At 67.4% G+C, this 16431-nt stretch carries 20 protein-coding genes; 17 read left to right on the plus strand and 3 right to left on the minus strand.

The window, feature by feature from the left end:
• The first annotated feature begins 28 nt into the window (after positions 1–28).
• Both AC59GX_RS03870 and AC59GX_RS03875 read left to right on the plus strand, forming a co-directional pair.
• Complete coding sequence (locus AC59GX_RS03870) at positions 29–973, plus strand: NAD(P)-dependent oxidoreductase (protein ID WP_497300893.1); 945 nt, start codon at positions 29–31, stop codon at positions 971–973.
• Complete coding sequence (locus AC59GX_RS03875; RefSeq protein WP_497300895.1) at positions 961–1770, plus strand: arylamine N-acetyltransferase family protein; 810 nt, start codon at positions 961–963, stop codon at positions 1768–1770. The genes AC59GX_RS03870 and AC59GX_RS03875 overlap by 13 nt, the downstream gene beginning before the upstream one ends.
• Positions 1771–1813: 43 nt before the next feature.
• On the opposite strand, the gene AC59GX_RS03880 is transcribed toward AC59GX_RS03875, so the two are convergent.
• Positions 1814–1957 (minus strand): hypothetical protein, encoded by a 144-nt coding sequence (locus tag AC59GX_RS03880; protein WP_497300896.1) that lies wholly within the window; start codon positions 1955–1957, stop codon positions 1814–1816.
• A gap of 234 nt (positions 1958–2191) precedes the next feature.
• Here AC59GX_RS03880 and AC59GX_RS03885 point away from each other — a divergent pair, with 234 nt between their 5' ends.
• The 10 genes from AC59GX_RS03885 to AC59GX_RS03930 all read left to right on the plus strand — a co-directional run bounded on the left by AC59GX_RS03885 (position 2192) and on the right by AC59GX_RS03930 (position 10609).
• The gene (locus tag AC59GX_RS03885) at positions 2192–2908 is read left to right on the plus strand and encodes a sensor histidine kinase (protein WP_497300897.1); all 717 of its coding nucleotides are present in this window, start codon (positions 2192–2194) and stop codon (positions 2906–2908) included.
• Entirely contained in the window at positions 2905–3357 is a 453-nt protein-coding gene (locus AC59GX_RS03890; RefSeq protein WP_497300898.1) for a group III truncated hemoglobin, read from the plus strand. Before AC59GX_RS03885 ends, AC59GX_RS03890 begins: the two co-directional genes overlap by 4 nt.
• 181 nt (positions 3358–3538) lie before the next feature.
• Positions 3539–4306, plus strand: a complete 768-nt coding sequence (locus tag AC59GX_RS03895) for an SDR family oxidoreductase (RefSeq protein WP_497300900.1) — start codon at positions 3539–3541, stop codon at positions 4304–4306.
• Between the two features lie 15 nt (positions 4307–4321).
• Positions 4322–4759, plus strand: a complete 438-nt coding sequence (locus AC59GX_RS03900; protein ID WP_497300902.1) for a hypothetical protein — start codon at positions 4322–4324, stop codon at positions 4757–4759.
• Positions 4760–4767: 8 nt separating this feature from the next.
• Positions 4768–5220 (plus strand): carboxymuconolactone decarboxylase family protein, encoded by a 453-nt coding sequence (locus AC59GX_RS03905; protein WP_497300903.1) that lies wholly within the window; start codon positions 4768–4770, stop codon positions 5218–5220.
• 23 nt (positions 5221–5243) lie between these two features.
• Positions 5244–5828: a glutathione S-transferase N-terminal domain-containing protein gene (locus tag AC59GX_RS03910; protein ID WP_497300905.1), complete on the plus strand. Its 585-nt coding sequence runs from the start codon at positions 5244–5246 to the stop codon at positions 5826–5828.
• Positions 5829–5907: 79 nt separating this feature from the next.
• The gene (locus tag AC59GX_RS03915; RefSeq protein ID WP_497300906.1) at positions 5908–6555 is read left to right on the plus strand and encodes a DsbA family oxidoreductase; all 648 of its coding nucleotides are present in this window, start codon (positions 5908–5910) and stop codon (positions 6553–6555) included.
• Positions 6556–6663: 108 nt separating this feature from the next.
• Complete coding sequence (locus AC59GX_RS03920) at positions 6664–7467, plus strand: SDR family oxidoreductase (protein WP_497300908.1); 804 nt, start codon at positions 6664–6666, stop codon at positions 7465–7467.
• A gap of 30 nt (positions 7468–7497) precedes the next feature.
• Positions 7498–8529: an LLM class flavin-dependent oxidoreductase gene (locus tag AC59GX_RS03925; RefSeq protein ID WP_497300909.1), complete on the plus strand. Its 1032-nt coding sequence runs from the start codon at positions 7498–7500 to the stop codon at positions 8527–8529.
• A 118-nt stretch (positions 8530–8647) separates the two neighbouring features.
• On the plus strand, positions 8648–10609 hold the full coding sequence (locus tag AC59GX_RS03930; RefSeq protein WP_497300910.1) for a ferritin-like domain-containing protein: 1962 nt from the start codon (positions 8648–8650) through the stop codon (positions 10607–10609).
• Positions 10610–10895: 286 nt separating this feature from the next.
• Here the strand turns inward: AC59GX_RS03930 and AC59GX_RS03935 are convergent, their stop codons facing one another.
• Together AC59GX_RS03935 and AC59GX_RS03940 are read right to left on the minus strand one after the other, a co-directional pair.
• A complete protein-coding gene (locus AC59GX_RS03935) occupies positions 10896–11330 on the minus strand; it encodes a nuclear transport factor 2 family protein (RefSeq protein ID WP_497300912.1) in 435 nt (144 codons plus the stop codon).
• Positions 11331–11418: 88 nt separating this feature from the next.
• The gene (locus tag AC59GX_RS03940; RefSeq protein ID WP_497300914.1) at positions 11419–12180 is read right to left on the minus strand and encodes an SDR family oxidoreductase; all 762 of its coding nucleotides are present in this window, start codon (positions 12178–12180) and stop codon (positions 11419–11421) included.
• Between the two features lie 449 nt (positions 12181–12629).
• Between AC59GX_RS03940 and AC59GX_RS03945 the strand changes: the two genes are divergently transcribed.
• The 5 genes from AC59GX_RS03945 (at position 12630) to AC59GX_RS03965 (ending at position 16270) form a co-directional block, all read left to right on the plus strand.
• A complete protein-coding gene (locus AC59GX_RS03945) occupies positions 12630–13316 on the plus strand; it encodes an alternative oxidase (protein WP_497300916.1) in 687 nt (228 codons plus the stop codon).
• A gap of 2 nt (positions 13317–13318) precedes the next feature.
• Positions 13319–13930 (plus strand): TehB family protein, encoded by a 612-nt coding sequence (locus tag AC59GX_RS03950; RefSeq protein WP_497300918.1) that lies wholly within the window; start codon positions 13319–13321, stop codon positions 13928–13930.
• Positions 13927–14898, plus strand: a complete 972-nt coding sequence (locus AC59GX_RS03955) for a catalase (protein ID WP_497300920.1) — start codon at positions 13927–13929, stop codon at positions 14896–14898. Before AC59GX_RS03950 ends, AC59GX_RS03955 begins: the two co-directional genes overlap by 4 nt.
• A 222-nt stretch (positions 14899–15120) precedes the next feature.
• Positions 15121–15348 (plus strand): hexameric tyrosine-coordinated heme protein, encoded by a 228-nt coding sequence (locus AC59GX_RS03960; protein ID WP_497300922.1) that lies wholly within the window; start codon positions 15121–15123, stop codon positions 15346–15348.
• 79 nt (positions 15349–15427) lie between these two features.
• Positions 15428–16270: an alpha/beta fold hydrolase gene (locus AC59GX_RS03965; protein WP_497300924.1), complete on the plus strand. Its 843-nt coding sequence runs from the start codon at positions 15428–15430 to the stop codon at positions 16268–16270.
• Positions 16271–16431 lie beyond the last annotated feature (161 nt).

Raw genomic sequence — 16431 nt, forward strand, 5'->3', positions numbered from 1 at the left:
CATCGCCAACTCCTCGCTTGCGAAGCTGATGCCCCGGCTTGCGGCGGAATATCAGGTCATCGCCGGTTGGGTCCCGCAGGATCCGAGCATCTACCTCGGCGCTGGCGTGATGGTCGTGGCGGGAGACGTTCCCCTGGACTTCGGTCTGATGGAGATGATGCCCGACCTGCGGCTCGTCGCGTGCGCGACCCGCGGTTACGACGCCCTGGACGTCGATCGGCTCTCGGAAGCGGGAATGAGCTTCACGTTGGCCGAAGGCGTCAACGAGGAGGACGTCGCGGACCATGCGCTCGGCACCATCATCATGCATCGGCGATCGTTGATCGAGGGCAACCAGGCGCTCCGGGGAGGTGACTGGGACCGAGGAGGAACGATCCTCAACCGTTCCATGATCGGCGCCCGTCTGGGGATCGTCGGCCTGGGCCGCATCGGCAGCGCCCTGGCGAAGCGTGCCACCGCCCTCCGCATGTCCGTAAGCTGGTGGGGGCCGCGGGCCAAGCCGTCTCCCTGGCCCCGGGTCTCGAGTCTCGTCGAGCTCGCCCGCTCGAGCGAGATACTGGCGGTCGCGGCCCGGTCGCACGACAATGGCGGTCTGATCTCCGCCGAGGTCATCGACGCGCTCGGTCCCGAGGGGTTCCTGGTCAACGTCGCGCGCGGCCAGCTCGTCGACGAGGAGGCGCTGATCGGCTCCCTTCGTGCCGGCCGCCTGGGCGGCGCCGCGCTGGACGTCTTCGATAGGGAGCCGACGCCCGCGTCGCGTTGGGCGGACGTGCCGAACGCCTTCCTCACGCCGCATATGTCTGGGAAGACGCAGGAGGCGTTCGGCAGGATGACCCGCCATCTCAGCGAGACGCTGAAGGCGTTCTTCGCGGAAACCCGACCGCTCGCACCGGAACGCGCCGCCGTGCTGAGCGATGCGGGCCGCTTCCTGCCTGAAACATACAACGGAGCGAGTGAATCATGTTCGATCTGAAGTCATACCTGGAACGCATCGGTATCGCCGAGACCGGGAACGCGGACGCGGCCACGCTGGCGGCCGTTCAGCTCGCGCACCGGTCGTCGATCCCGTTCGAGAACGTCGACGTGCGCCTGGGGCGGCCGGTGCGGATCGACGGCGACGGCGTCTTCGACCGGCTGGTGACGGGCGGGAGAGGAGGTTACTGCTTCCAGCAGAACCGCCTCTTCCTCGATGCGCTCGTGTCATTGGGTTTCGACGTGCGCCCGCTGCTTGCGCGGGTGTGGCTCGGAGCCACCGAAACGCCGCCCTTGACCCACAGCCTCCTGCTCGTCGACTTCGAGGGGGCTCGGTGGATAGCCGACGCAGGGTTCGGCGGCAGTTTCGCACCGCCGATGCCGCTGGTCGATGGCGCGCGGACGGAGGATCGGGACGGGGCATACTTCAGGCTCACGCGTAAGCCCGACGATTGGCGGCTGGACCGCGTCGTCCCGGGAGGCGACGGGGCGGCGGAGGAGACCGAGGTCCAGGCGCAGTACAGCTTCGATCTGCGACAGGTGTTCCCGGCGGATCTCGAACTGGCCAACCACTGGACGTCGACCGCCGCGGGGAGCATTTTCCGGGACCGCCAGTTCGTCAACATCGTCCGCTTGGACGGTTTCGCCTTCATGCTTGACCGGCACTACACCGAGCGTTCCGGCGGCGGAAAGCATGAGGAGGTTATCGCCGATGCAGGCAGCTACAGGGCGCGGCTGCGCGATGTCTTCAATCTCGACCTGGATGCGTGCGAGGTTGACGCGCTGAACCTGTTCTGACCTCGGCGCGCCTCGCGACCGGCATGCCGGCCGCACCGGTTCCTCACGGGGCTGGCGCGCTGCGCGCGGCCATCCGGTCCGCCGCCGCCGTTCGGGAAGGCGACGCGGCGACGCTCGCGAGTATGGCCATTACCCCGCGCCGGAAATCCACATCGAGCTTCGGTATGTCCTCGTCTGTGAACCGCATGCGCACGCCTTCCCTTCGGCGACCTGAATAAGAGACCGTCGGTCTTTTGCAAGCGATTCCACGTTGCGGCGGCGCAGCGGGTGGATCGGACGCAAATGAGCCTCGACGGTCGAGCCTGGAGGGCGACCGGCCGCATCCGGCTGGTTGGTACAGTGGTAATGGCACGCCTCGGTTCTGGCGGGGGGCAACGCGCAGTCTAAGACGGCATCGAGTATCTCGATGAGGGGTGGGTCGATGCAGATGTCGCAGCAGAACATGTCCGTGGAAGCGGGCCGCTTCCTGTCAGCGGTGTCGATCGACCATGATCGGGCGGGCACCGTCCACGATCTGGGGAATCTGGTTCAGGTCGCTTCCAGCGCGCTGAACATAATCTCCCGCGAGATCGCCGCTTCGGAGAACCTGAGCGAGGTGATGGCCACTGCGAGAAGCTCGCTTGACCGCGCCGGTTCGCTCATCCGCCATCGCCTAGGAGCCGCGCGCATGGCCGCGCTGGTCGAACCCGTCGATCTCGGCCGTTGCGCGGCCGACCTGCTGCCCACGTTTCGATCCGTAGCGGGTCCGGGGGTGATGGTCGCCCTCACGGCCCTCGCGGGCCCGCGCGTCCGCTGCGATGTCGCGGAGCTGGAGAACGTCGTGCTGAACCTCGTGCTCAACGCGCGCGACGCGATGCCGGAAGGCGGGATCCTGTCCATCGCCGTGGGCGAACTGGGCGACGGGCCCTTCCTGCGGGTCGCCGACACGGGTTGTGGGATGTCGCCGGAGATCCGGGCGCGCGCCTTCGAACCGTTCTTCACAACCAAGTGCGAGCGCGGCGGAAGCGGCATCGGCCTGCCCATGGTAGCGCGCTTCGCCGCGGACATCGGCGGCCGCGTCGAGCTGGACAGCGCTCCCGGTGCTGGCACGTCCGTCACGTTGGTTTTCGCGTCCAGCTGCGCGAGGGGGGTGTCGTGAACGCCAGCCGACACGCCCTGGCGGCTCGGTCCGCCAAGCGGGACCATGCGGCGTCGCTCGGCGTCGATGACGAATTCGTGGCGCGGATGGTCGACCTCTTCTACGCGCGGATCCGGAGCGACGAGGTCCTCGGCCCCATCTTCGAGGCGCACGTCGCGGACTGGGCGCCGCATCTGGAGAGCATGAACCGCTTCTGGCGCTCCATCCTGTTCAGCTCGGGCGAGTTCAACGGCAATCCGATGCTAAAGCACGTCGTGATCCCGGATCTCCACCGCGACGAGTTCGCGCGGTGGCTGGACCTGTTCGATGCGACCCTGACGGAGATCGGATCGGCCGAGGCCCGCGCGCTCGTCATGGAGCGGGCGCGAAGCATCGCGAACAGCCTCCTCAACGCTGTCGTCGTCCACCGCGAGCGCGGACTGGGCTTGGCCAAGGCCGACGAGCTGTGATGCTTCGTGCCGGCCGCCGGGGCGCAACGCGGGAGGTCCTCCATGCCGGCGCTGCGAGCGTCCGGCATTGGTACAGTGCGTTTGCCACGTCTCGGTCCTCGTCCGCGACACGACCGCCCGTTAGCTCACATCCTCGGGACGACATCGTGCCCGAATCTCGGAAAACCATTTCGGAAGGCGAATGCAGATGAAGATCGTAGTCATCGGCGGCACTGGGCTGATTGGATCGAAAGTCGTCGCCAAGCTGCGCGGTCTCGGACACGAAGCGCTGGCCGCCTCGCCGAACACCGGGGTGGACACCATCACCGGGCAGGGCCTGGACGAGGCGCTCGCGGGAGCCGAGGTCGTGATCGACATGGCGAATTCGCCATCGTTCGAGGACCAGGCGGTGCTCGACTTCTTCACCACCGCCGGCAGGAACTTGGTGGAAGCCGAGACGAAGGCGGAGGTCAAGCTGCACGTGGCCCTGTCGGTGGTGGGCACCGAGAACCTGCAGGACAGCGGATACTTCCGCGCCAAGCTGGCGCAGGAGACCCTCATCAAGGCGGCGCCGATCCCCTACACGCTGCTCCACGCGACGCAGTTCATGGAGTTCCTGCGCGGCATCGCGCAGGCGGCCACCGATGGCGACGTGGTGCGGCTGTCGCACGCGTCGATCCAGCCCATCGCGGCCGAGGACGTGGCGGACGCAGTGGTGGAAGCCGCGCTCGCACCCGCGGTGAACGGCACGATCGAGATCGCCGGCCCGGAGAAGTTCCCGATCAATGAGATCGTGGCTCGCGTGCTGGCATACGATCGCGACCCGCGGAAGGTGGTGATCGATCCCGAAGCGCCGTACTTCGGCGTGAAGCTGTCGCAGGATTCGCTGATCCCCGGCGCGAGCGCCAAGCTGGGGGCGACGACGTTCGACTGGTGGATCGCCAACGTCGCGCCGCCGCCCAAGAACTAGCGCGGGGATCGCTCCATGAAGAAGTTCTGCCTCGGCCTCGCGGCCGTGATGGGCGCGGCCGCCATCTTCAACGGCTCGTATATGCTCTATTCGCCGACGGGCTGGTACTTCGCCGTTCCCGGCGTGACGACGACCGGCCCGTTCAACCAGCATTTCATCCGAGACATCGGCTTGATCTTCCTGTTCATCGGTGCGGCGTTCCTGCTCGGCGCAGCGCAGCCGCGCTACCGCATCGTCTGCTGGGCCGCGCCGACCGTGTGGTTGTGGGGGCATGCGCTCTTCCACTTCTGGGAGGTCGCCGTGGGGATCTGCGGCGCGTCGGCCATCGCTCGCGATTTTCCGGCCGTCACCCTTCCGGCGCTTCTCGGCACCTTTCTCGCCTTCTGGTCGGCGCGCGACGATCGCCGCCGCGCCGCATCCCCGGTCATCGTCGCGCAAAGGACCCCGTCATGACTCCTCGCATGAACATCTTCGCCGCCGCTCCCGAGGCAATGAAGGCCATGATGGCGGTCGAGACCGCCATCGCGCAGTCCGGGCTCGAGCACAGCCTGCTCGAACTGGTCAAGCTACGGGCCTCGCAGATCAACGGTTGCGCCTTCTGCATCCACATGCACGTCACCGATGCGGTGAAGCATGGTGAGAGCAACATGCGCATCCATCTGCTCGACGCCTGGCGGGAATCGCCCGCCTTCACGCCTCGGGAACGTGCCGCGCTCGGCTGGACCGAGACCTTGACGAACGTGGCGCGCTCCGGTGCGCCGGATGCCGACTACGACTTGCTGAAGAGCCAGTTCGACGAGGGCGAGATCGCCAACCTGACGGCGATGATCGGTGCGATCAATCTTTGGAACCGCATCCAGATCGGCCTACGGGCGGTCCATCCCGAAGTTGCGCACGCAGCCATCGCCGCCTGAACGCTCGGAACCGGAGAAATTTGATGAAGCTCTACTATTGCCCCGGCGCGTGCAGCCTGGCCGCGCACATCGCCCTTCACGAAGCTGGCGTTCCGTTCGACAGCGAGAGCGTCGACCTGCAAAGCAAGACGACCGCCTCGGGCGCCGACTTCTCGGCCGTCACGGTCAAGGGATACGTCCCGGCGCTCGTGCTCGACGACGGGGCACCGTTGACCGAGAACATCGCGATCCTCGACTATCTCGCCGGCGAGTATCCCCAGTTCGGTCTCGAGGGACCGATCGGCCGGACGCGTCTCCTCGAGGCCCTCGCCTACATCTCCACCGAGGTGCACAAGAGCTACAAGCCGTTCTGGCGGAACGGCAGCGAGGCCGACAAGGCTGCTGCGGGAGCGTACATCACCAAGCGGCTGCAGTATCTCGCCGACCGCGTCGCCGGCGACTATCTGCTCGGCGACAAGCCGAGCGTCGCGGACTTCTACCTGTTCGTGACGCTGCTCTGGGCGGACAAGTTCGGGGTCACCATCCCGGACGCCCTAGCACCCGTCTACGGCAACCTCCGTGCGCGCGCGGCCGTTCAGGCCACGCTGGCGGCCGAAGGTCTGAGCTGACGCCTGTGGGCGGCGGTTCTAACCGCCGCCCACCGTCATCGCGTCGCGATCCTCGTCAATACCGTTCCGGGAGCCCGTCATGACTGCGCACCTCAAGATCGACTTCGTTTCGGACGTCGCATGTCCGTGGTGCATCATAGGACTTCGCGGACTGGAGGATGCGCTGGCGCGGACGGCCGGCTCGGTGGATGCCGAGATCGCGTTCAAGCCGTTCGAGCTGAACCCGGCGATGCCGGCCGGCGGCCAGAACATGCGCGAGCACGTGGCCGAGAAGTATGGTTCGACGCCGGAGCAGTCCGAGGCGAGCCGGCGGATGATCGTCGCCCGGGCGGCGGAGCTCGGCTTCACGATGAATATGACCGACGAGAGCCGCATCCACAACACCTTCGACTCGCACCGGCTGCTGCACTGGGCAGCTCTCGAAGGACGTCAGATCGAACTCAAGCACGCTCTGTTCGCGGAGAACTTCACCGCCGGTCGGGACGTCGGCGATCCGATGGTCCTCGCCGATGCCGCCGCCGCCGCCGGACTGGATCGCGCCGCGGCGCAGGAGGTGCTGGCCTCCGGGCGATATGCGGACGAGGTCAGGCGCGAGGAGGGTCTTTGGCGCGCGCGCGGGATCGATGCAGTCCCTGGGATCGTGATAAACGACACCCATCTCATCTCGGGCGGCCAGTCCGTCGAGTTCTTCGAGCAGGCTCTGCGCAAGATCGCGGCGGCCGGCTGACGGCACCTTCGCTCTTGGTATAGCGGGGTCTTCAGTTCTCGGTTCTGGTGGCGTTGGGTCCGAGGCGTAGAACCAGTGCATGACCGTTCGTGCAAAGGACCCGCTGCCATGAAGATAGTCGTCATCGGGGGCACCGGCTTGATCGGCCGCAAGCTGGTCGCCGCATTGTCCGCGCAAGACGCCCACGTCGTCGTCGCGGCGCGTTCGCGCGGCATCGACGTGGTGACCGGCCGCGGTCTGGACGAGGCGCTGGAGGGCGCCGAGGCCGTGATCGACGTCTCGAGCTCCGGCTATGGCCGTTCCGACGACATGCTCGAGTTCTTCCGCGCGTCGCGCAGCGTCCTGCAGGTGGCTGAACGCCGGGCCGGCGTCGGCCACCATGTCGCGCTGTCGGCGATCGGCGTCGAACGGCCTGGCGCGGCGGGCTATTTCGAAGCCAAGCTGCTTCAGGAGAGGATGATCGAAGGTGCCGGCACGCCCTTCACGATCCTGCGCTCCACGCCGTTCTACGAGTTCATCTACAATATCGTCGATGCCGGGGGGCAGGGGGGCCTCATCCGCCTGCCGCCCCTGCTCATGCAGCCGGTCTCGGCGGACGACGTGGCGGATGCGCTGCTCGATCTGGCGATGGACCATCCGAACGGCGCCGTCGTGGAGATCGGAGGCCCGGAGGTGCATCGGCTCGACGCTCTGGCGGAGTCGATCCTGGTGGCCAACGAGGACCCGCGCGACCTACGCGTCGATGTCGAGGCGCCCTATTTCGGCGCGTCGACGGCCGGGGAGGCGTTGACCGTATCCGCGGGGTCGGCTCTCGCGTCCATGCGGTTCGACGACTGGCTGCGTCGATCGCTGGCCGTGTTCGATGGCGCGATGCCCGAGGCGCCGTACGGCCGGGCTCCCTTGGCATACTAGCGCCCGTCCCACTTGAGGAAGGTCAAAGACATGGATCAACTCGAATTCGGCCTGGACACCTTCGGGGACGTGACGGACGGCCCGGGAGGCATCCCGCTCTCGCATGCCCAGACCATCCGCGACATCGTGGCCGAGGCCGTCGCAGCCGACCGGTCGGGAGTCGATTTCTTCGGCGTCGGCGAGCATCATCGTCCTGATTTCGCGGTCTCCGCACCGGAGATCGTCCTTGCCGCGATCGCCGCGCAGACGAGCCGCATACGGTTGGGCACGGCGGTAACGGTACTAAGTTCGGACGACCCGATCCGCGTGTTCCAGCGGTTCGCAACCTTGGATGCGGTGTCGAACGGGCGCGCCGAGGTGATCCTCGGACGAGGCTCGTTCACCGAGAGCTTTCCGCTCTTCGGGATCGACATGGCGCAGTACGACGTCCTGTTCGAGGAGAAGCTGAGCCTCTTCGCGGCCTTGCTGCGGCAGGAGCCGGTGACGTGGCGGGGGACGACGCGCGCGCCGCTCGTCGGCCAGTCCGTATATCCGAACATCGAGAGCGGCACGCTGCGCACCTGGATCGGCGTGGGCGGCAGTCCGGAATCGGTCGACCGCGCCGCTCGCTACGGCCTGCCGCTGATGCTGGCGGTCATCGGGGGCGACCCGATGCGCTTCGTCCGCTACGCCGAGTTCCACCGGCATCGCCTTGAGGTCCTCGGCAAGGACCCGCAGCCGATCGGCGTTCACTCTCCGGGCTATGTCGCGGCGACCGACGAACAGGCGCGGGAGCAGCTCTGGCCGCATTACAAGGCCATGCGCGATCACATCGGCGCCCAGAGGGGATGGCCTGCGATGACGCGCGCCGAGTTCGATGGCGAGATCGACCATGGCTCGCTCTACGTCGGGTCGCCGGAGACGGTCGCGGGCAAGATCGCCCGCACGGTCCGGGGGCTGGGGCTGACGCGCTTCCAGATGAAGTACAGCGCGGGGTCCTTGTCCCACGAGCGGATGATCGACGCCATCGGCCTCTATGGGTCCAAGGTGGCGCCCATGGTCCGGGACATGCTGTCCGGATAGGGGAGCCCCGCTTCCGGCGGGGCTGATGGTACAGTCGGTTCGACGGATCTCACGCCTGAAGGGGGCGTGAAAGTTCGGCTATGCCCGATCGCGGATCATCCCGATCGAGCAGGTGCACATGGCCGACGAACATTCACGCATGCCGGCGACGAGCCGTGAGAAGCTGCTGCATGCCTTGTACGAGGCCGCCGAGCTCGAGCAGAACCTAATGTGCACGTATCTGTATGCGGCATTCAGCCTGAAGGATGGAGACGACGGTCTCGCGCCCGCGGAGGCGGAGGCCGTGGCGCGCTGGCGCAAAGCGATCATCGGCGTCGCGATCGACGAGATGAGCCACCTCGTGGCGGTCTGGAACATCACGGCGGCGCTCGGCGCGGCGCCGCGGTTCGGCCGCACGAACTTCCCCCTGGCCCCGGGATACCTTCCGGCCGGCGTCGTCGTGAAGCTCGCGCCGTTCGGGGACGCGGTGCTTCAGCACTTCGTCCACCTGGAGCGTCCGGAGGGATCGGATGAACCCGATGGCGCGGGCTTCGCGCCAGAGGCGGTCGTGACGCGCACCCCGGTCGCGCCGCGCCTCACCCCGGCGGGATACGACTACGAAACGGTGGGGGTCTTCTACAGGACGATCGCCTCCGACCTCCGGCTGCTCGTCGACCGGTATGGGGAAGCGGCGGCGTTCCCCGGCGATCCCGGCCTGCAGATGTCGTCGGCCGAGGTCGCTCTCGGCGGTGCCCGGCAGGTCACCGACCTGACCTCCGCACTGGCCGCGATCGATGAGATCATCGTCGAAGGGGAGGGCGCGCCGTCGCACACGGCGGACTCGCACTTTCAGCGCTTCCTCAGCATCCGCGAGGAGTATCGGGCGTTCCGGATCTCCGATCCCCGGTTCGAGCCGGCGCATCCCGCGGCTTGCAATCCCGTGCTGCGCAAGCCGCCGCGCGCGGAGGGCCGGGTCTGGATCGAGGATGCCGACGCCGCGGCGACGGTAGATCTTGCGAACGCGACCTACGCCCTGACGCTGCGGCTGCTCGCCGCGTCCTACACGTTGTCGGGCTCGAGCTCGGACAAGGCCCTGTACGTGGACGTCGCGATCGGACTGATGCAGGCGCTCACGCCCTTGGCCGAACGAGCCGCCCGCCTGCCGGCCGGGCCGTCGAACCCGGGTTGCAACGCCGGCGTCTCGTTCACGGCGGTGCGGGACGCGGCATCGCTGCCGTCCGGCCCGGCGATGCGTCCGCTCATGGTCGAGCGGATCGCCGAGCTGACGGAGGTGGCGGAAGGGCTCGACCCGGCGGACCGGCGCTGCGCCGATGCGGCGCGGACGCTGCGCTCGCTGTCGGACCGGTTGCGCACCGCGCCGGCGGCTCGCGACCTTCCGGCGGTTCTGGAGGCAACGCCCCCTGCGTCGCCAGCGCCTGCGCAGTCGGCGCCGGCGGCGGAGACCGTAGACGGGATCGATCGAGTGGAAGGTGCGGACGTGACCGTCATGTATGACGGGAAGCGCTGCATCCATGCGCGCTTCTGCGTGACGTTGGCACCGGCCACGTTCCTGGCGAACGTCGAAGGCCCCTGGATCGTGCCCGACGCCACGGCGGCCGAGGACGTCAGCACGACGGTGCGCCAATGTCCGTCCGGAGCGTTGACCTTCCTTCGCCGGGACGGTCACGACGAGAAGGCCCCGCCGGTGAACCTGGTGACCCTGCGCGAGAACGGTCCCTACGCCATCCACGCCGATCTCTCGATCGATGGCCGGAGCCCGGGATACCGGGCCACGTTGTGCCGCTGCGGCGCTTCGCGGAACAAGCCCTTCTGCGACAAGTCGCACAAGTATGTCGGGTTCGTCGCGACCGGGGATCCCGCGGGCCGGGATACGCCTCTGCTCGCCGTGCGTGACGGGCCCGTCGAGGTCTCCCCGCAGCTCGATGGTCCGCTGGCCATCCGCGGCAATCTTGAGATCATGAGCGGGACCGGCCGTACGCTGGCCACGGTCCGAGCGACGCGGCTCTGCCGCTGCGGTGGCAGCGCCACGAAGCCGTTCTGCGACGATTCCCACCGCACCAATGGCTTCAGATCGACCTGAAGCGACCGGAGCCGGCCGACCGATGCGATGTTGGGCATGCCGCTTTGGCCGAGCCCGGGACCACAGCCTTTGGTCGAACCCCGGTAGGATCCGAAAGGGGGCGAGCGGAACACGCCCCGGCGGCGGTCGCGCCGGTACCGCGTCCCCGCTCTCGGGTCCGTCGGGGACGTCGATGGCCGGACGTCGGGCTTGGGCTCGACGTCCGGCCTATGCGCTTGGACGGGTGCGGGATGGAGAAGCGGATGCTGCAACGTTTCCGGCACGTGAGCAGTCCGCTTCGCGGCCGTCAGGCTTTGGCCTTCCATCTGGTCGTCGCGTCGCGCCTGGTGAACCGCCACTCGCCATGGCGTCGTTCGAATTCGTCGGCGTAGCGACCGGCCATGAGTGCCTCCCGCGGTGTTCCGGAGACCGATCGGTAGACCGTCCAATAGGATCTGGCGGTGGCGGTGCCGGCTGCGTCATCCACCACCATCATCAGGTTCGTGATCTCGTGGCTGGTGGTGGAGAGGCCGTCCGGTCCCATGGGGATCATGGCGCTCGCGATGGCTTCGACTTGATGCCTGCCGTTCGCGGTGGTGCCGTCGAGGGTGAACACGGCTTCGGCGAAGAGGTCGCCGAGCCCGCCGATGTCGGCGTCGTCGTTGCGGAAGGCATATGCGGAGACCAGGTTTGCGATCTCCTGTTCGCTCGTGGGCGAGGGCATGGGTGGCGAAATGGTCAAGGCGTCATCCTGATGTTCTGAGTGGACCGCACGGCGGGCGGCGGCATCGGGGCGTCCGAAAGGACGCCCTTCGCGGGTCGCGCCGCGGTCAACCGGCCTTGGTGACGCCGAGCAGGCCGCCGCCGGTCGCGTCGATGACCTGGCCGTTGACGAAACGCGCATCGTCGGACGCCAGGAAGGCGATGATGTCGCCGATGTCGCTGGGCTCCGCCACGCGTCCCGACGCGCTCATGCTCGCCGCCCACTCCCTGGCGCCGGGTTCCGCGAACCAGGTGCTCATGTCCGTGTCGGTGAACCCCGGCGCCACGGCGTTCACCGTGATGCGCCGATCAGCCAGATCCCAGGCCACCGTGCGCGTCAGGGTGCTGATGGCCCCCTTCGTCGTCGCGTACATCGTCGCCATGGGGCTCGCCATGTATGCGGCAGCCGACGACAGGTTGATGATCCTTCCACCGTCGCGCAGTCGGCTGAGCCCGTGCTGGATGATGAAGATCGGCGCCTTGACGTTGACGGCGAAGAGGCGGTCGAAGTCCTCCTCTTTCACCTCGGCCACGGTCCCGTAGACGACCTCTCCGGCGTTGTTGACGAGGATGTCGACGCCGTCGGCATGCTTGTCGTAGGCCCCCCACAGCGTCTCCGCGGCGTGGGGCAGGGAGAAGTCAGTCTGGATGGCGAACGCCGAGCCGCCAGCGGCCTCGATGCCGGCCACGACCTCCATCGCCGCCGCCTCCTGCTGGCCGTAGTGCACGCCGACGCGGGCTCCGTCCCGGGCCAGGCGTTCGGCGGTGTATCGCCCGATCCCGCGGCTGGCGCCGGTGACCAGGGCGGTCTTTCCTGTGAGATTGGACATTCGAGGTCACCTCTATCTGCGCTCGGGGGTCCGAGCTGTGGCATGCGACCACGTCGATCTAGGCCTCGGGAACGTTCCGGCCAGAACCGAGATGCGGCAAAGGGGATGTACCAAGCGCGAGAGCGGCGCGACGAACCGTGTGGGGACGGCGCGCCGAGGTGGACGATCCGCCTGGGAGCCTTGTCGTCCAGGGCGGCTGCTAGGGTGAAGTCGTGGGGTCGCAGGCGCCGGGACGGCGGGAAGGGCGGCCGGCCTGCGCGATAACGCAAGACGACGTCCTCTGGCGACTAGTTGCCTAGCCGCTGATTACTGGCGGAATTCGAGGCCGGAGCGTGAACCGCCCGCCGCGATGGTATGCTTGCTTTGCGTTTTCTTGGGTCTGTCGCTTCTCGGTGCGGGGTCTACTTCGATGGGCACTGCAAGAATCCCCAGCAACAGGGAAAGCCGTCATGCCAAACGCACCGTACATCGACCTGTCCGTCCATCACCGTCCGGCCAGCGCCTCCGACCGCGTCGCACTGGGCTTTACGAAGGCGCTCCGGCTCATCGCGGACACGTTCTTCGCCAAGCGTTACGGTCATCGCGCCGTCGTCCTGGAGACGATCGCGGCGGTGCCCGGAATGGTCGGCGCGACCCTGAAGCACCTGAAGGCGTTGCGCGACATGTCCGACGACAACGGATGGATCCGCACGCTGCTGGAAGAGGCGGAGAACGAGCGGATGCATCTGATGACGTTCATCGAGGTGGCGCAGCCGACCTGGTTCGAGCGGTTCGTGATCCTTGCCGCGCAGTGGGTCTTCTACCTCGCATACTTCACGCTGTATCTGTTCAGCGCCAAGACCGCCCACCGGGTGATCGGCTATTTCGAGGAGGAGGCCGTCTACAGCTACACGCTGTATCTCCAGGAGATCGATGACGGTCGCGCCGTCAACGGGCCCGCCCCGGACATCGCGAAGCACTATTGGAAGCTGCCCGACGACGCCACGCTGCGTGACGTGGTTCTGGTCGTCCGCGCCGACGAGGCGCATCACCGGGACGTCAACCACGGGCTCGCCAGCGAGATGGGCGGTCAGCCGGCGATGGCGACCGTCTCCCCGTATCCCGAGCACGCCAACGAGATCCGGAAGGCGGCGTGATCATGGCCACCGCTCTCGACGACGCCCGAACCGAGTTCTGGCGCTTCATGCCATGGGCGGTGGCCACGGCCGCCATCCTGTTTCTCTCCTCGCTATGGTACCTGTCGTTGTTCGCGCCTGTCTCGGGATGGATCGTTGCCGGACTGGCCATCGCAGTCTGCATCGCGGTGCTGCTCGGCTGCGCATTGTTCGCCGCCGCGTTCTTCAGCAGCAACAGCGGGTTCGACCAGCGCGTCAGCGACGCCGCACGACCCGACGCCACGCTCGTATCCAACCCCGAGTCTCTGCCCGACGGCACGGTGTTCCAGCGGCGCACGGCGGACTTCACCGCCGACAGCGTGCCGGCCGCTTTGCTGAAGGACCACGACACCAAGGCGGGAACCTGGGCGCTCATCCGCGTGTCCGAGGGCGCTCTCCGCTACGACATCACCGACGAGCGGCGTCCGGCTTCATCCACGGTCCTCACCCCGGACGCGGCGCCCGGCATCGTCGAGCCGACCATCCTGCACCACATCGCGCCCATCGGCGAGGTGGTGTTCCACGTCGAATTCCGCCGGGAGCCTGAACCTGTCGGCAAGCCCGCCGGAACTCCACCCCGAGGAGATGTCTCATGAGCGCGTTCCGCTTCGCCGCCGCGTCGGCGCTGCTGATCCTCACGACGGCGTCGGCTTCCGCGCAGGAGGCCCCCGCGGAATCGGGGCCGGAACTGGTCCGCGACCTGCACGCCGCCTTCGGCGAACACCACGCCCGCGCGGTGCATGCGAAGGGGATCATCCTGGAGGGACGCTTCGAGCCCACGGCTGCAGCGCGGGCCCTGAGCCGAGCGCGGCTGTTCCGCGGAGCGACGCCGGTCACCGTGCGCTTCTCGAACTTCACCGGCTTCCCCGACATCGCGGACGACGTGCCGGGTGCCAACCCTCGGGGCATGGCCATCAGCTTCGGTCCGAGGTCGAATCCCACTATGGACGTCGTCACCCACAATTTCGACGGGTTCCCGACCCGTACGGCGACCGAGTTCGGAGCGTTGCTCCGCGCGATCGGCGCGAGTGGTCCCGGCGTCGCGGCCCCGACGCCGCTCGACCGCTTCCTCCGCGACCATCCCGTGGCCAAGGCCTTCCTCACGAAGCAGCACCCCGCGCCGCTCAGCTACGCGACCACCGCCTACTTCGGCGTGAACGCGGTGACCTTCACCGACGGCAAGGAACGCAGCCGTCCGGTCCGCTACCGTTTCTCGCCCGCCGCCGGCGAACGCTATTTCGGCGCTGGTGGGAAGCCGACGGCGAACTACCTGCAGCCTGAGATCGCGAAGCGGGTCGCGGCCGGTCCGATCGTGTTCGACTGGTTTGCCCAGCTCGGGGAGCCCGGCGACCTTCTGGACGATCCGTCGATCGCGTGGCCGGCAAGTCGCCGGCTGGTGAAGCTCGGGACGATCACGATCACCACCCTCGCGGCCAACACCCCGGAGGCGGACCGCGCGCTGGCGTTCCTGCCCGGCCGTCTGCCAGACGGCATAGAGGCTGCGGATCCGATGCTGGCGATCCGCAATCAGGCCTATCCGGTCTCCTCCGGCGAACGCCAATGATCATCGCCGACGCCGTCCCAAGCCCGGGACGGCATCGGTCGCGGCGCCTAGAACAACTTCATCCGGCGCCGAGCGTAGCTGCGCGAGGGTTGCTTCGGAGCGGTTCGCGACGAGGTCCCGGCCGTCGCCGCGAAGGTCGATGGTATAAACGTTTTGGCGGATCTCGGCACTGTCGACCAATCCACCGGCCTGCCAGACCGTCGTCGAACAGAGGAGGGTTTTATGGATCAGGTCTGGTTGAGCACGCTTGTCACTGAAACGCCGCAGCAGGGATACGAACTCGCGGTGAAGCTGTCGCGCATGGCCGTCAAGATGACGCAGCCGTCCGCCGAGGTGCGCACGCACCTGCGGACAGTGTATGAGCGGGAGGCCTCGGATCTGATCGCCTCCTCGCAGGTCGTCGCGACGAATTTCCAGACGGTCAGCGCCGCCAACAACTGGTGGCGGTGAAGCGCGCGGCGCGGCGTGGACGCCGTGCCGCGCCGCGGACGAACCTAACGAACAACAGCGACTGTATGGGATGACGGACATGGGCAGCGGCTTCATCAAGACCAGCGACGGCACCGACATCTTCTTCAAGGATTGGGGCCCCGAGGACGCGCAACCGGTCGTCTTCCATCACGGCTGGCCGCTCTCGTCGGACGACTGGGATGCGCAGATGCTCTTCTTCCTCGGCCACGGCTACCGCGTCGTCGCGCACGATCGTCGCGGCCATGGGCGGTCGGCTCAGGTGGACCGTGGGCATGACATGGACCATTACGCTTCGGACGCCTCAGCCGTCGCCGAGCGTCTTGATCTGAAGAACGCCGTGCATGTCGGCCACTCCACCGGCGGTGGCGAAGTGGCGCGCTACGTCGCCAAGTTCGGCCAGCCGCAGGGCCGCGTTGCGAAGGCAGTGCTCGTCAGCTCGGTGCCACCTATCATGGTTAAGACCGAGCGCTATCCCGGTGGCTTGGCGATCGATGTACTGGACGGTTTCCGTTCGGCGCTCGCCGCGAACCGCTCGCGCTTCTTCCGCGACGTCGCCGCTGGCCCGTTCTACGGTTTCAACCGCCCTGGCGCGGAGATTCTCGAGCCGGTGATCGACAATTGGTGGAGGCAGGGGATGATGGGCAGCGCGTTGGCGCACTACGAGGGCATAAAGGCGTTCTCCGAAACCGACCAGACGGACGATCTGCTGGCGATCACAGTGCCTACGCTTGTGCTGCAAGGTGATGACGACCAAGTCGTACCCTACCGCAACGCGGCCGAGCTGCAGGCGAAGCTGCTGCCTAACGCCACGCTGAAGATCTACGACGGCTATCCCCACGGCATGTTGACGACGAACGCCGAAGTGCTGAACGCCGACATCCTCGCGTTCATCCGGGCTTGACCGCCGGCTAGCCGGGCTCTGAGCGGGTCGCACGGTGATCCTCATCCAATTCTGGTGAGGCAGCACCGCGTGGTCCGACTCGCGTCGGGCAGCATCGGTCCCATTGACCGCGAGACTGGGCAGGTGATCATCGAGGGGGCGGCTCGGTCGCGGGGAGATGG

The organism is Sphingomonas sp. 320_CC (genome assembly GCF_059691795.1).

Coding starts and splice junctions, on each gene's coding strand:
- AC59GX_RS03925 (WP_497300909.1), top strand. CDS start 7,498: ATGGATCAACTCGAATTCGGCCTGGACACCTTCGGGGACGTGACGGAC.
- AC59GX_RS03900 (WP_497300902.1), top strand. CDS start 4,322: ATGAAGAAGTTCTGCCTCGGCCTCGCGGCCGTGATGGGCGCGGCCGCC.
- AC59GX_RS03870 (WP_497300893.1), top strand. CDS start 29: ATGCCCCGGCTTGCGGCGGAATATCAGGTCATCGCCGGTTGGGTCCCG.
- AC59GX_RS03895 (WP_497300900.1), top strand. CDS start 3,539: ATGCAGATGAAGATCGTAGTCATCGGCGGCACTGGGCTGATTGGATCG.
- AC59GX_RS03885 (WP_497300897.1), top strand. CDS start 2,192: ATGCAGATGTCGCAGCAGAACATGTCCGTGGAAGCGGGCCGCTTCCTG.
- AC59GX_RS03930 (WP_497300910.1), top strand. CDS start 8,648: ATGGCCGACGAACATTCACGCATGCCGGCGACGAGCCGTGAGAAGCTG.
- AC59GX_RS03940 (WP_497300914.1), bottom strand. CDS start 12,180: ATGTCCAATCTCACAGGAAAGACCGCCCTGGTCACCGGCGCCAGCCGC.
- AC59GX_RS03905 (WP_497300903.1), top strand. CDS start 4,768: ATGAACATCTTCGCCGCCGCTCCCGAGGCAATGAAGGCCATGATGGCG.
- AC59GX_RS03880 (WP_497300896.1), bottom strand. CDS start 1,957: ATGCGGTTCACAGACGAGGACATACCGAAGCTCGATGTGGATTTCCGG.
- AC59GX_RS03955 (WP_497300920.1), top strand. CDS start 13,927: ATGAGCGCGTTCCGCTTCGCCGCCGCGTCGGCGCTGCTGATCCTCACG.
- AC59GX_RS03965 (WP_497300924.1), top strand. CDS start 15,428: ATGGGCAGCGGCTTCATCAAGACCAGCGACGGCACCGACATCTTCTTC.
- AC59GX_RS03960 (WP_497300922.1), top strand. CDS start 15,121: ATGGATCAGGTCTGGTTGAGCACGCTTGTCACTGAAACGCCGCAGCAG.
- AC59GX_RS03915 (WP_497300906.1), top strand. CDS start 5,908: ATGACTGCGCACCTCAAGATCGACTTCGTTTCGGACGTCGCATGTCCG.
- AC59GX_RS03920 (WP_497300908.1), top strand. CDS start 6,664: ATGAAGATAGTCGTCATCGGGGGCACCGGCTTGATCGGCCGCAAGCTG.
- AC59GX_RS03945 (WP_497300916.1), top strand. CDS start 12,630: ATGCCAAACGCACCGTACATCGACCTGTCCGTCCATCACCGTCCGGCC.
- AC59GX_RS03875 (WP_497300895.1), top strand. CDS start 961: ATGTTCGATCTGAAGTCATACCTGGAACGCATCGGTATCGCCGAGACC.
- AC59GX_RS03910 (WP_497300905.1), top strand. CDS start 5,244: ATGAAGCTCTACTATTGCCCCGGCGCGTGCAGCCTGGCCGCGCACATC.
- AC59GX_RS03950 (WP_497300918.1), top strand. CDS start 13,319: ATGGCCACCGCTCTCGACGACGCCCGAACCGAGTTCTGGCGCTTCATG.